This is a genomic window from Burkholderia sp. KCJ3K979, assembly GCF_016759955.1.
GTDB lineage: Bacteria > Pseudomonadota > Gammaproteobacteria > Burkholderiales > Burkholderiaceae > Burkholderia > Burkholderia orbicola.
The window spans coordinates 1-13163 of record NZ_JACFYV010000067.1 but is presented as its reverse complement, the minus strand read 5'-3'; the positions used below and the strand labels follow the sequence as shown (position 1 = coordinate 13163).

Annotated in this window: 12 protein-coding genes; 8 read left to right on the top strand and 4 right to left on the bottom strand. The window is 65.5% G+C overall.

Annotation, left to right across the window (positions count from 1 at the left end; translation table 11 throughout):
• Positions 1–17: 17 nt before the first annotated feature.
• Both H3O04_RS16685 and H3O04_RS16680 read right to left on the bottom strand, forming a co-directional pair.
• Complete coding sequence (locus tag H3O04_RS16685; RefSeq protein ID WP_062885785.1) at positions 18–2111, bottom strand: acetate--CoA ligase family protein; 2094 nt, start codon at positions 2109–2111, stop codon at positions 18–20.
• A 12-nt stretch (positions 2112–2123) separates the two neighbouring features.
• The gene (locus tag H3O04_RS16680; RefSeq protein ID WP_062886093.1) at positions 2124–2900 is read right to left on the bottom strand and encodes an enoyl-CoA hydratase/isomerase family protein; all 777 of its coding nucleotides are present in this window, start codon (positions 2898–2900) and stop codon (positions 2124–2126) included.
• A gap of 267 nt (positions 2901–3167) precedes the next feature.
• Between H3O04_RS16680 and H3O04_RS16675 the strand changes: the two genes are divergently transcribed.
• Positions 3168–4499: an MFS transporter gene (locus H3O04_RS16675; protein ID WP_062886092.1), complete on the top strand. Its 1332-nt coding sequence runs from the start codon at positions 3168–3170 to the stop codon at positions 4497–4499.
• Between the two features lie 10 nt (positions 4500–4509).
• Here H3O04_RS16675 and H3O04_RS16670 read toward each other — a convergent pair whose 3' ends face one another.
• On the bottom strand, positions 4510–5316 hold the full coding sequence (locus H3O04_RS16670) for an IclR family transcriptional regulator (RefSeq protein WP_062885784.1): 807 nt from the start codon (positions 5314–5316) through the stop codon (positions 4510–4512).
• A 79-nt stretch (positions 5317–5395) separates the two neighbouring features.
• Entirely contained in the window at positions 5396–6340 is a 945-nt protein-coding gene (locus tag H3O04_RS16665; protein WP_062885783.1) for a LysR family transcriptional regulator, read from the bottom strand.
• 255 nt (positions 6341–6595) lie between these two features.
• On the opposite strand from H3O04_RS16665, the gene H3O04_RS16660 reads away from it, so the two are divergent.
• The 7 genes from H3O04_RS16660 (at position 6596) to H3O04_RS16630 (ending at position 12922) form a co-directional block, all read left to right on the top strand.
• Positions 6596–7921: a cation:dicarboxylate symporter family transporter gene (locus tag H3O04_RS16660; protein WP_062885782.1), complete on the top strand. Its 1326-nt coding sequence runs from the start codon at positions 6596–6598 to the stop codon at positions 7919–7921.
• 23 nt (positions 7922–7944) lie between these two features.
• Positions 7945–8505, top strand: a complete 561-nt coding sequence (locus H3O04_RS16655) for a carboxymuconolactone decarboxylase family protein (RefSeq protein ID WP_062885781.1) — start codon at positions 7945–7947, stop codon at positions 8503–8505.
• 13 nt (positions 8506–8518) lie between these two features.
• Positions 8519–9346, top strand: a complete 828-nt coding sequence (locus tag H3O04_RS16650) for an SDR family NAD(P)-dependent oxidoreductase (protein ID WP_062885780.1) — start codon at positions 8519–8521, stop codon at positions 9344–9346.
• Positions 9346–10182, top strand: a complete 837-nt coding sequence (locus H3O04_RS16645; RefSeq protein WP_062885779.1) for an amidohydrolase family protein — start codon at positions 9346–9348, stop codon at positions 10180–10182. The genes H3O04_RS16650 and H3O04_RS16645 overlap by 1 nt, the downstream gene beginning before the upstream one ends.
• Before the next feature lie 78 nt (positions 10183–10260).
• Positions 10261–11046 (top strand): substrate-binding domain-containing protein, encoded by a 786-nt coding sequence (locus H3O04_RS16640; protein ID WP_062885778.1) that lies wholly within the window; start codon positions 10261–10263, stop codon positions 11044–11046.
• A 32-nt stretch (positions 11047–11078) separates the two neighbouring features.
• Complete coding sequence (locus tag H3O04_RS16635; RefSeq protein WP_062885777.1) at positions 11079–11969, top strand: alpha/beta fold hydrolase; 891 nt, start codon at positions 11079–11081, stop codon at positions 11967–11969.
• Positions 11970–12031: 62 nt separating this feature from the next.
• Entirely contained in the window at positions 12032–12922 is an 891-nt protein-coding gene (locus tag H3O04_RS16630) for an alpha/beta fold hydrolase (protein WP_202588080.1), read from the top strand.
• Positions 12923–13163 lie beyond the last annotated feature (241 nt).

The window sequence follows — 13163 nt, the reverse complement described above, 5'->3', positions numbered from 1 at the left end:
GAGCGGCTGGCGCCGCGTCATGCGATCACGGCGACCCCGTCGGCCGCCCGCACGCCCCGGCCGGCGTCGAGCACGAACAGCGGATTGATCTCGGCTTCGACGAGCCGCTCGCCGAGTTGAAGGGCCATCCGCGAGAACGCGACGAGCGCGGCGGCGAGCGCGTCGACATCCGCTTTCGGCCGGCCGCGATAGCCGTCGAGCAGTGGCCATGTGCGAAGCTCGCGAATCATGTCGCTCGCGTCTCGAAGCGACAACGGTGCATCGGTCGGCAGCATGCGCAGCACTGTGTCGTTCAGGATTTCCGCGGTCACGCCGCCCATGCCCAGCAGGATCGCCGTGCCGAGCGGATCGCGATGCAGACCGACGATCATCTCGACGCCACCCGAAACCATTTCCTGCACGAGGAATGCGTCGGGCGCGAAGCCGGCCGCGGTCTCGACGTCGCAGCGCATGCGCGTGAGTCGCGCGCCGATCTCGTCTGCTGCCAGGCCGACCGCCACACCACCGATGTCGCTCTTGTGCGTGATGCGGTTGGACAGCAGCTTGAGTACGACGCGATCGTCGAAGTCGCGTGCAGCCTGCTCGGCGTCGGCACAAGTCCGTACGACGCGCTCGCGCGCGGGCGTGATACCGAAGCGGGCGAACAGCGCCTTGGCCTGCGCTTCGTCGAGCGGCCCGGTCGGCACGTCGGCCACGTCCACCGTACTCGCTTCGGCGGCGGACGCGGCCTCGGTCACGTCCACGCGCCGACGCCCGGTCTCCCGCATGGCGGCCATCGCGCTGCTGACGCTTTCCGGCGACATGAACGCCGGGACGCCGAGCCGGTTCATCGCGCGCACGACCGTCGGCGCATGCGGGCTGACGAACGCCATCACCGGCTTGTCGGTATCGGGCAAAGCGTCGCGAACGGCGCCGGCCATCAGGTCCGGCATCCCGATGCTGGACGAGCCTGCGATCACGGCGACGGCGTCGTAGGACGAGCTGTCGGCGAGCGTCCGGATCGCGCGGCGCAGCAGGTCCGGCTGCAGGCCGGCCAGCGTCACGTCGATTGGATTCCGGTCGAGCACCGCGTGATCGCCGGTCTGCAGCGCGCGCAATGCAGCGGCCGTATCCGGATCCGGTGCGGGCGTGTCGAATCCGGCGAGGCCGAGATTGTCTGCGACGAGCGTGCCCGCGCCTCCGGTCGACGTGAGAATCGCGACCCGCTTGCCGCGCAGCGAGCGGCCGGATGCCAGCGCATTTGGAATGTCGAGCAGGTCGCCGAACGTGTTCGCGCGGATTACGCCGGCATCGCGGAACAACGCGTCGTACATCCGATCCTCGCCGGCCAGCGCGCCGGTGTGCGAGACGGCCGACTGCGCACCGGATTCCGAGCGGCCGATCTTGTAGACGACGATCGGCTTGCCGGCGCCGGCGGCCTTGCGGGCCGCCGCACGAAAGCGCGCCGGGTCGCGCAGGCCTTCCAGGTACAGCGCGATCACGGACGTGGCCGCGTCGTCGACGAAGAAGTCGATGAAGTCGCTCACGTCGAGATCGACCTCGTTGCTGGTCGAAACGAGTTTCGACAAGCCCATGCCGCGGTCCGCCGCGCGCGAGAGCAGCGCGCCGAGAATCCCGCCGCTTTGCGAGACGACGCTGACGCCGCCGACCGTGAAATCGTCGGTGTCCAGCGCACCGCTGGCGGACAGCGTGACCCCGTCCGTCAGGTTCACGACGCCGATCGTGTTGGGGCCGAGCACACGCATCGATCCTGCCGCCGCCTTCAACTGCGCCTGGCGGCGCATACCGGCCTCGCCGGTTTCCGCATAACCGCTCGCGAGGACGATCGCGGCGGCCGTCCCGCGCCTGGCCAGCGCTTCGACGGCGACGTGGGCGCGATCGGCGCCGAGCAGCACGATGCCGACGTCCGGTGCGGCCGGCAGGGCATCGACGTCCGCGTAGCAGGGCAGTCCGGCGATCGACGAGTAGCGCGGATTCACCGGATAGATTTCGCCCTGGAATCCGTGCTTCTGAAGATACGCGATGGGCCGGCCGGCCGTCTTCGCGGCGTCCGAGGATGCGCCGATGACCGCGACGCTGGCCGGACGCATCAGGTTGGCGATGGCATTCATCAATGGCTCCTGTCAGCGCGTGTTGTCGAGAAATTCACGCACGGCGCTGCGGTGCTCGCGGCTCGTGTAGCAGACGGCCTGCGCCTGGCTGCCTTGCACCAGCATTTGAGCAGCCGACAGTTCGTAGCTCTGGTTCAGCAGTGTCTTGCCGAGCGCGAGTGCGGTAGGCGAGCCCTTGATCAATTCCTGCGCCCAGGCCGTGGCATCGGCAAGCAGCGTATCGGGCGCACTGACGCGATCGGCGATGCCGAGTTCTCGCGCCTCGCGGGCGTCGACCTTGCGACCGCTGAAGATCAGGTCCTTGGCAGCGGCCAGTCCAACGCGCCGCGGCAGGAAGTACAGGCCGCCGCCGTCGGGAATCAGCCCGCGCTTGATGTAGCTCCACACGAACGTCGCCGCCTCCGATGCAACCACGAAATCGCACGACAACGCCATATCCGCGCCCAGGCCGGCCGCGGCGCCGTTGACGGCCGCGATCGTCGGCTTCGGCATCGTATGCAGCAGCGAGACCGCATGATGGACGCGCTGCTGGCGCGACCAGCCGTTGAACGCGACTTCGTCGGCCGGCGCTTCCATGCGCTGGGCCATGCCGGCGATGTCGCCGCCCGCGCAGAAGCCTTTGCCGTTGCCGGTGACGATGACGGCGCGGACTTCCGGCGCGCGCGCCAGCGAATCGAGCGCTTCGATCAGTTCGGTACGCATCGCATCGCTCACGGCGTTGCGCTTGTCGGGGCGATTCAGGGTAAGGGTCGCGATGTTCGATTGAATCGTGACGTCGATGGTTTGCATGTTCGGTTCCTGCGTCGAAGGCGATGGGTCCGGTGCATTCGCCATGCAGGCGGCACGGCGATCCGGTCACAGGTAGCGTAGCGCGCCGCACTGCGCCTGCCATCGCTCTGGTTTCATTGAATGAAACTGTCAGGCACGGTAGATTTGTTTCATGCAGTGAAACGGCGAGATTGCGGTTGGGGCCGAGCCGCCGATAATCGATCTCACCGCCGCCGAATGGATGGATCGAACGTACGCCGCGGCGTGACCAACAAGACTGGAGACAAGATGCAACCCGCCATTGCAACAGAATCGCTCGAGCGAAGCGGCGCCGACCGGCCGGCACTCGACGCGGTTTATGCCAAGGTGACGAAACGGCTGCTGCCGTTCCTCTTCATCTGTTATGTATTCGCTTACATCGATCGCGCCAATATCGGCTTCGCGCATCTGCAGTTCTCGCGCGACATTGGTCTGACGGAAGCGTCGTTCGGCTTCGGCGTCGGACTGTTCTACGTCGGGTATATGATTTTCGAGGTGCCGAGCAACCTGTGGCTTGCTCGTGTCGGCGTGCGCAAGACGCTGATGCGGATCATGGCCCTCTGGGGGCTTGTGTCTGCGGGCACCGCGTTCGTGCAGACGCCGACCCAGTTTTATATTGCGCGGGTTTTACTCGGTGCGGCCGAGGCAGGCTTCTTTCCCGGCGTCATCCTGTACTTCACGTACTGGTTCCCGTCGGCGCGTCGCGCACGCGTGACGGCAATCTTCATGACGGCGATCTGCGTGTCCGGCATCGTCAGCGGCCCCGTTTCCGGTTTCATCCTGAACAACCTGTCGGGCTTGCTTCAGCTCCGGGGATGGCAATGGCTGTTCGTGATCGAAGGGTTGCCGTCCGTCGTGGCCGGCCTGTTCGCATATATCTATCTGACCGATCGCCCGGAGCACGCGACGTGGCTGAGTGCGGACGAGAAGGCGCTGCTGCGCCGCGAACTTGACCACGATGCAGCGCTCAAGGCGTCGCACGCACATGGCTCGATCTGGGATGCGCTGAAGGAACCCAAGTTCTATTTCCTGACGTTCGCGTATTTCAGCGTGCCGTGGGCGAGCATTGTCGTGCACGTCTGGGCGCCGAGCGTGATTCGAAAGAGCGGCATCACGAACTTCTGGTACATCGGTCTGCTGTCGGCCATTCCCTATGTATTCGGTGCCCTCGCGATGTACTGGCTCGGACGCCATTCCGACCGCAAGCTCGAACGGCGGTGGCATTTCATGGGCAGCGCCGTGACGGCCGCGCTCGGCGTCGCGCTGCTGCCGGCGGCGGCGGCGCAGCCGGCAGCGCTCATCGTGCTGCTTTGCATCGCCACGGCCGGCTATCTCGGGATGCTGTCGTTGTTCTGGACGATCCCGCCGGCTTATCTGTCGAGCACCGTAGCCGCGAGCGGCATCGGCCTCATCAGCAGTCTCGGCCAGTTCGGCGGCATCGCGGCGCCTTCGGTGATCGGCTACACGTCGACCCATTTCGGAAGCAGTGCGATCGGCCTGTTTACGGTAGCGGCCGTTTCGATCCTCGGCGGCCTTGCCGTCGTGCTCGGCATTCCGGCCCGCGCGATTCGCGAACGCTGACGCGGTGCGCTCAACTGTCGAGCTGGAGCGTCGCGGCGACGATGTCGTCGCGTAGCCTGAGCAGTCTCGCGGAAAGACGCTCGGTGACCGACGACGGTGCATCGAGCGTACGTAAGCTGAAATTGAGGACAAGTGTGCGATGGCCGGCGATCTCGAGCGGCGTCGCCAACGCGACGACCTCGGGTTGCCAGCTCGCCGCGCAAAACCCGTGCGAATGAACCGATGCAATCGCGTCGTCGATTTCCGACCGGATCTGCGGCCAGGACTGGCGATTCCGCTTGAGCGCAGCGAGTTGCTTCGAACAGGCCGCGTCCGGCAACGACGCAAGATACGCACGTCCGAGCGACGTGAGCGCCATCGGCACGCGCTGGCCGCTGACCACCGTGCGAAGCGACGCGCGGGGGCTGTATCGGATCGATTCGAGATACACCATGTCGTCGCGATCCGGCCCGGCGATGCCGACGTTGATATGCAGCGCCTGCGCCGTTTCCCGAATGCGTGGCGCGGCTGCCTGCAGCACCGTCGAGCTGCTCCGGAGCGCCTGCGCGAGACCCAGAACCGGCAGGCCGAGCCGGTAGCCGCGGCGAATGGCGTCGTGCTCGAGATACCCGGATTCGACGAGCGTCCGCGCGAGCCGGCTGACCGTCGCCTTGGGCAGGCCGGTCAATTCGACGAGATCACCGTTGCCGAGCAGGGTCGCGCCGGATCCGAATGCGCGCAGCAGTTCCAGGCCGCGTTCCAGGGAGCGGTTCGAAACCGTCGACGTCGAGGCGCGTTCGGTTGCGTCGGGCGAACGCGAGGGGCGAGGTTCACGCATGGTTGCAGTCGCTTGGAATGGTGAGAATCGGAGAGTGTCGAATGCTCCGCCTGAACGGCGCAGGATCGTATTCGGTCGGCTATTCACGGTCGCCCGTCGCGAGCCACACGACTTGATCACTCCAGGTCTGGTCGCGCGTAAAGCGGAACAGTTTGTCCTTGAGCAGGTGGATCCACGCATCAACCAGACGCGACGGACGATTTTCGCGCAACGTGCTGATCGATACGGTCGAGCGGATGGCAGGGCGCTCGATCGCGATTGCCTTCAACTCGCCCCGCGCCAGTTCCTCCTGGATCGCGACATAGGTGAGCAACGAATAGCCGACACCCGCGCGAACCAGCTGCTTGGTCAGCGCGACGCTGTCGATCTCGAATTCGACGCGCAATCGGACGCCGTGCTGGACGGCGGCCTGATCGATCAAGCGCCGGTTGCTGTGCGGAAGGCCGGGCAGGATCAACGGCATGTTCGCGAGGTCGCGGATCTGCAACGACTTGCGCGCGGAAGCCGCATCGGGCGGCGCTACGACGATCAACGGCTCGCTGAAGAGCGGAACGATATCGAACGCATCGAGCGGAGGCTGGTTGTAGACCACCGCAAGATCGACGCGCCTGTCGAGCACCCATTCCTGCAGCGAGTTGCTGAGCCCCTCGCGAACATGGAGCGATACGCCCGGCCAGTGCGTGTGAAAGTCACGAACGAGATCGGTGCCGATCAACCGGCCGATCGTCGGCGGCAGTCCGACGGCAAGATAGCCCCGCTCGGCATCGACGCTGGCGCGCACCTGGTCCGCCGTTTCGCTGACCATTCGCGTGATCATCTCGGCATGCTCGAGGAGGCGCGATCCCGCGGCCGTCAAACGAACGCCGCGTCCGTAGCGGGTAAAGAGCGCCACGCCGATCTCTTCCTCGAGCTTGGCGATCTGGCGGCTCAGCGCCGGTTGCGCGATATACAGCTCCGCGGCCGCGCGACTGAAACTGCCGGCGCGGGCGACGTGGATGAAGCTGCGCAGTTCTCGAATGTCCATGTTGATTTTAAGCTATGCCTTCGTGGCATAGAAATACATGTTCATAAGGTCTTTGTCAAAGAAGTTGGCGGATTCTATGCTGCGAACAGATAGCAGATCAACCCATAACGATTCCGGAGACACCATGCATCCCCATCCTCGCGTTCATTCCATTCGTCGTTTGCGGCTGTGCCGCAGCGCTTCGCCGACTCGGCGCTGAGCGGCCTTCGTCGATCATCCGAAGAATCACCGAACACGCTATAGCGAGGAATACTGATGAAAAGCTTGAAGAAACTTCACGTCCAGGTATTGATCGGGCTGGCATGCGCGATCGTGCTGGGCCTGCTGGCGCCGAAGACCGCGATCGCGATGAAGCCGTTCGGGCAGGGGTTCATCGCGTTGTTGAAGATGATGCTCGCGCCGATCATCTTCTGCACGCTGGTGCAGGGCATGGCACACGTCAAGGATCTCAGGATGCTGGGCCGAATGGGCGTGAAATCGCTTGTGTACTTCGAAGTGGTCAGCACGATCGCAATGGTACTGGGCTTCGTGATGGTCAACGTGTTTCCTCCGGGCGCGGGTCTGCATGCCGCCAACATCGCCGAGAGCGCCGAAGCGTTGAAGACGACGTCGAGTGCCGGCGAGATCTCCGCCGTCAGCTACTTGCTGAGTCTCATTCCGCATACGCTCGTCGATGCGTTCGCGAAAGGCGACATCGTGCAGGTCCTGATCATCTCGATCCTGGCCGGGCTGGCGCTGAACGTATCGGTCGGCGCCGATTCGGTGGTACTGCGCGGCATCGACGAGGCGCAAAAGGTACTGTTCCGGATGCTCGCGTTCATCATGCGCCTCGCGCCGCTCGGCGCGTTCGGCGCGATGGCCGCCGCGGTCGGAAGCTACGGCGGTGTGACGCTGCTGTATCTGTTCAAGGTCATCGTTCTCTACTACGCGACGTCCGCGATCTTCGTGTTCGGTGTGCTCAGCGCGATCAGCTGGTCGATCGGCCTGCCGTTCGCCGGGATCATGCGGCTGATTCGTGACGAGCTTCTGCTGACGCTCGGTACCGCATCGAGCGAAGTGGTGTTTCCGCGCCTCGTCGAAAAGATGAAGCATGCCGGCTGCGATGAGGTGGTGGTCGGGTTCGTGCTGCCGGCCGGCTACAGCTTCAATCTCGACGGTACCGCCATCTACATGGCGATCGCAATTGGCTTCATCGCGCAGGCGACGGATACACCGTTCTCGCTCTGGCAGCAGCTTGGCCTGCTCGCGATTCTGAGCCTGACGTCCAAGGGCGGGACGACCGTCGCCGGCGGCGCGTTCGTCAAGCTCGCGGCCACGCTGCAGTCGGTGCGCTCGCTGCCGCTTGGCGGCCTGGGCCTGCTGTTCGGCATCGACCGGATCATGGCCACGGCGACCGCACTCGTGAACGTAGTTGGCAACACGATGGCGGTATTCGCGATCGCCCGCTGGGAAGGTCTGTTCGATGCTGCCGCATTCAACCGCGAAACCGGCCGAACGGCGCGACGTTCGATGCTGCGTTCGCGCACCGTGTCCGCCGAAGCACGGGCCGACCAGTCAGGCGCGCCCGCCAAAGCAAACTGAATTCCGTCGAGGTGATTTCATTCATGGAACGTATATCCACGCTCGCCCCCGAGCATATGTCGGACGCGCAGCGCCAGGTGTACGACGCAATCGCCAGCGGGCCCCGCAAAGGCGTACGCGGCCCGCTGGCAGTCTGGCTGCATCGCCCGAAGCTTGCCGGCTGCGCGCAGGCGCTCGGCCAGTACTGTCGCTACGACAGCAGCGTGCCGCCCCGGCTCTCCGAGCTGGTGATCCTGTCGATGGGGCGCCACTGGCTGGCCGAGTACGAATGGGCAGCGCACAAGCCGTTCGCGCTGGAGGCAGGGCTTTCGATCGACGTGATCAATGCGATTCGCGACGGCGTCGAGCCGCCGTTCGTCCGGGACGACGAGAAGCTCGTGCACGCGTTCGTGACGCAGCTGCATGAACGGCACGGGATCGACGACGCGCTGTATGCCGCGCTCGTCGATGCGCTTGGCGAAGGCGCGGTCGTCGATCTCGTCGGTATCGCCGGCTACTACACGCTGATCTCGATGACGATCAAGGTTTTCAAGGTGCCGCCGCCGGCCGGCGTGGCACCCGAACTTCCTGCAACACACGGTTGAATACACACACATCATGAACGATACATCCATCAATGAAGCGGGCGCAGGCCGCCTGCAAGGCAAGGTCGCGATCGTCACGGGGGCGGGCTGCGTCGGGCCGGGCTGGGGCAACGGCCGCGCGGTGGCCGCACTGTTTGCCGCCGCTGGCGCGAAGATCTTCGCCGTGGATATCAACATGGACGCGATGGCCGAGACGGTCCGCCGTGTCGCCGAGCTTGGCGGGGATATCATCGCGCATACGTGCGACGTCACGAACAGCGACGCCGTCGCGGCCATGGTCGACGCGTGCTGCGCAACCTACGGGCGCGTGGACATCCTCGTCAACAACGTCGGCGGTTCCGCCGCGGGTGGCCCGGTCGCACTGTCCGAGGAGGCGTGGGACAAGCAGGTTGCATTCAACCTGAAGAGCGTCTACCTGACCTGCAAGCACGTACTGCCGGTCATGGAGCAGCAGGGTGCCGGCGCGATCGTCAACACGGCGTCGACCTCCGGCATCCGCTGGACCGGCTCCGCGCAGGTCGCGTATGCCGCCTGCAAGGCCGGCGTGATCCAGCTGTCGAAGGTAGTGGCCGTCGAGTACGCGAAGAAGGGCATCCGCGTCAACACGGTCGTGCCGGGTCAGCTGCATACGCCGATGGTCGAGGCGCGCCTGGCCGGGCAACGCTCCGGCGGCAACGTCGACAAGCTGCTCGAAAGCCGGCTCGCCCGCATTCCGCTCGGCTTCATGGGTGATGGCCGCGACACGGCGAACGCCGCGCTGTTCCTGGCCTCTGACGAAGCTCGATTCATCACCGGTACGGAAATCGTCGTGGATGGCGGCATGACGGCACGGTGCGACTGATGGCGCAGGTTCCGCAGGGCCGCCCCGCAAACACAGTATGGGATTGCCACACGCACATCTACGGGCCGTGGGAACAGTTTCCGGTGCCGGCCGACGCCGCCTACTTGCCCGAAGCGGCGCCGATGTCGCGCTTGCTCGCGGTGCACGAACGACTCGGCGTCACGCATGGCGTGATCGTCCAGGCCGCGTGCTATCGGCACGATCACGCCGCGTTGCTTGCTGCGATCGCTGCGACCGGCGGCGCGTACCGCGGCGTCGCGCTCGTTGACGACACGATGGACGACGGCGCGTTGCGCGAGCTTCACGAAGGCGGCGTGCGCGGCATTCGGTTCAACTTCATGGGGCACTTGCCCGGGGAGCGCGACACGGACAAGCTGCTGCGCATCGCGGAGCGCATTGCCGGGCTCGGCTGGCACGTGCTGCTGCACGGCCGGCTCGCCGACCTGCTCCCAGTGCTCGACACATGGGCCGGGGTCGACATTCCAATGGTGATCGATCACATGGCGCGCCCGTCGTTACAAGCGCCGTGGAACGACGACGAACGCGACGCGTTGATCGTCCATCTCGGCAATCCGCACCGCTGGATCAAGCTGTCCGGCGTGGATCGATGCGCGGGCGGCGACGCGCACGCGTGGCCGGATGCACGGCCGCTCGCGCGCCGGCTGCTCGCTGCCGCACCCGACCGGGCGATCTGGGGATCGGACTGGCCGCATCCGAACATCGAAGGTGTGGCCCCGGACGACTCCGCGCTGCTGGCGTTCGTTCGAGACCTGTGCGGCGACGACGCGCTTGCGGATGCCGTGCTGGCCGGCAATCCGCTGCGGCTCTACGGCTGAGCCGCAGCAGCCCGGGCTTCGACACCCGGTGACAACCAGAAAACACATTCGACTTGCAGTGAACCTCAAGGAGGAGACATGAAGGAAAAACGGAGCTGGCGGACTTGCGTGGCCGCCGCGACATGGGTAACGCTGTGCGCGGCGTCTCAGGGCGCGCATGCCGACGACATTCACGTACTGGCAACCGGCGCGCTGCACGGCGCGTTCGGGCAACTGGTGCCGATGTTTGAAAAATCGTCGGGACATCGTCTCGAGATTGCCTGGGGGCCGTCGTACGGCACGTCCCCAGAGGCATTGCCAATGCGCCTGCGCAATGGCGAGAAGGTCGACATCTGCTTCATGATCAAGCCGGCGCTTCAGCAGGAAGTCGACGCCGGCCGATTCGACCGGGCCACGCTGTCGGACATCGCCGCCAGCGGAATCGGCGTCGCGGTGCGCAAGGGTATCGCCGTGCCCGACGTCAGTACGGACGACGCGCTGCGTCGCGCGTTGCTCTCCGCCAAATCGGTTGCTTTCTCCGAAGGAGCGAGCGGCACCTACATCGTGGGCACGCTGTTCAAGCGGCTCGGCATCGCCGAGCAGATGAAGTCGAAGAGCGTGCTGATTCGCGGCAAGGAACTGGTCGGCACCGCACTCGCGCGCGGTGACGCCGACCTGGGGCTGCAGCAGATCAGCGAACTGAAGGTGACGCCGGGCATCGACTTCGCGGGCCCGCTGCCTGCCGGCGTGCAGAAGACCAGCGTGATCTCGTCGGCGATCGCCGCGAATGCGCAAGCCGTCGAGGCGTCGCGCGCGTTCGCGGCTTTCCTGAAGACGGCGCCCGCCGTGGACGTTCTGCGGAAAACCGGCCTCGATCCGCTTTGAAGCGACGGCCCGTATCGAATCATGAGGAGACAATGAAAGCGAACCAGATCCTGACGCGGCTCGTGCTTGCCGCGGCACTGGCAACCTCGGTTGCCGCCTGCTCCACGCCCCCTGTCGACGCGAACGCGGTTCAACGCACGCTCGTCTCGAAGGGCGACGTTCAGATCGAAACGCTTGCGCAAGGGCGCGGGCCCGTGATCGTGATCCTGCCGTCGCTCGCACGCGGCGCGGAAGATTACGACGAAGTCGCCCGCATGCTCGCGCACGACGGATTTCGTGTATTGCGGCCGCAACCGAGAGGCATCGGCCGCAGCACGGGGCCGATGCGCGACCTCGACCTGCATGCCTTCGCATCCGATGTGGCGCTCGTGCTCGATCGCGAACATACGGGGCCCGTCGTAATCGTTGGACATGCGTGGGGCAGCCAGCCCGCGCGCATGCTCGCGGTCGACCGTCCCGATCTCGTGCGCGGCCTGGTGATGGCCGCGGCTTCGGCGGGCAAGTTGCCGCCGGGGTCGACCGAGAAGCCGTATGGCCGCCTGCGCGAAGCGATCGACGGCGCGGGCGACCCTCGGGTGCCGGAAGCACAGCGGCTGATCTACCTGCGGCAGGCGTTCTTCGCACCGGGGCACGACCCGCATGCCTGGCTGACCGGCTGGTATCCCGCGGTACACACGGCACAGGCCCACGCACGCAACGTCACGCCGATCGATGCGTATTTCGGCGGCGGCAAGGTGCCGATGCTCGATCTGCAGGCGCAGTACGACGCCGTCGTCGTGCCGAACGTGTTCAAGCCGTGGCTCGGCGATCGCGTGACGGTGCAGGTAGTCCCGAACGCCGGTCATGCCATGGCGCCCGAGCAGCCGCGCGCGATGAGCGATGCGATCGCCGCTTTTGCGCGCAAGGTCTACGGCACGAGCTGATCGGCCGCGGAATGCGCCGAAAGAAATGAATGCGTCTGTCAATCAATCAGGAGATCCGGAACATGAAGGTATCGAAACGCGGCATTGTCGCCGCATGCGTATTGTGGTGGACGGTGTCCGCCTTTGCATCGTCCGGCGGGGCGGCGGTCGATCGGGAAGTCGTGCGGCATGGCGATGTGCAGATCGAGGTGATGCGCCAGGGGCAAGGCCCGTTGATCGTGATCCTGCCGTCGCTCGGGCGCTCGGGCCGGGATTACGACGTGGTTGCCGAGCGGCTCGTGGCGGACGGCTTTCGCGTGCTGCGCCCGGAGCCGCGCGGCATCGGGCAGAGCAAGGGGCCGATGGACAACCTGTCGGTCCATGATTTCGCGGCGGACGTAGCGACAGTGATCGAGAACGAGCGTCGCGGGCCTGCGATCGTCGTCGGCCATGCATGGGGGAACTTCCCGGCGCGCATGCTGGCTGTCGACCGGCCCGATCTCGTTCGCGGTGTCGTGCTCGCGGCCGCATCCGCGGGAAAGGTGCCGCCGGGTTCGACGGAAAAGCCGATCAGCGCGGAGATTCGGCAGGCGATCGACGGCGCCGGGGACATGTCGCTGCCGGAAGCCAAGCGGATCGAATATCTGAAGAAGGCATTCTTTGCGCCGGGCCACGATCCGCGAGTCTGGCTCGACGGTTGGCATGCCGCCACGCACGACGCCGAATCGCATGCGCGCGAGACGACGCCGGTCGATGCGTATTTTGCGGCCGGCACCGCGCCGATCCTCGATCTCCAAGCCGAATACGACGCCGTCGCACCGCGCCGGTTCTCGAATGTGCTGAAGTCGATGCTTGGCGATCGTGTGACGATTGTCAGGATTCAGAATGCAGGTCACGCGCTTGCGCCCGAGCAGCCGGTTGCCATGGCCGACGCCATCGCAGCGTTTGCGCGGAAGATCACGGCCGCGCAGTGAAGATCCGGTAAAGGCGGCTCGATAGGGCCGCCGTGCATCATCGCGGGGAGCGTCCCATGCTCCCCCGAAATTCTTCCATCTGACGAGTGCGGGCCACGTTTTGTCGGTCCGTTTTCGTAGAGCAAAGCAAAGATGTCAATTCGAGGTGTCCGTCGCACGTGGCTCTTCGCGCCCGAGTTGACGACATTATCGACAATCTCACCGAAATAATGTCGTCACTTCGTCTATGTCCGAAGCAAAG

Coding starts and splice junctions, on each gene's coding strand:
- H3O04_RS16675 (WP_062886092.1), top strand. CDS start 3,168: ATGCAACCCGCCATTGCAACAGAATCGCTCGAGCGAAGCGGCGCCGAC.
- H3O04_RS16680 (WP_062886093.1), bottom strand. CDS start 2,900: ATGCAAACCATCGACGTCACGATTCAATCGAACATCGCGACCCTTACC.
- H3O04_RS16645 (WP_062885779.1), top strand. CDS start 9,346: ATGGCGCAGGTTCCGCAGGGCCGCCCCGCAAACACAGTATGGGATTGC.
- H3O04_RS16635 (WP_062885777.1), top strand. CDS start 11,079: ATGAAAGCGAACCAGATCCTGACGCGGCTCGTGCTTGCCGCGGCACTG.
- H3O04_RS16660 (WP_062885782.1), top strand. CDS start 6,596: ATGAAAAGCTTGAAGAAACTTCACGTCCAGGTATTGATCGGGCTGGCA.
- H3O04_RS16640 (WP_062885778.1), top strand. CDS start 10,261: ATGAAGGAAAAACGGAGCTGGCGGACTTGCGTGGCCGCCGCGACATGG.
- H3O04_RS16685 (WP_062885785.1), bottom strand. CDS start 2,111: ATGAATGCCATCGCCAACCTGATGCGTCCGGCCAGCGTCGCGGTCATC.
- H3O04_RS16630 (WP_202588080.1), top strand. CDS start 12,032: ATGAAGGTATCGAAACGCGGCATTGTCGCCGCATGCGTATTGTGGTGG.
- H3O04_RS16655 (WP_062885781.1), top strand. CDS start 7,945: ATGGAACGTATATCCACGCTCGCCCCCGAGCATATGTCGGACGCGCAG.
- H3O04_RS16650 (WP_062885780.1), top strand. CDS start 8,519: ATGAACGATACATCCATCAATGAAGCGGGCGCAGGCCGCCTGCAAGGC.
- H3O04_RS16665 (WP_062885783.1), bottom strand. CDS start 6,340: ATGGACATTCGAGAACTGCGCAGCTTCATCCACGTCGCCCGCGCCGGC.
- H3O04_RS16670 (WP_062885784.1), bottom strand. CDS start 5,316: ATGCGTGAACCTCGCCCCTCGCGTTCGCCCGACGCAACCGAACGCGCC.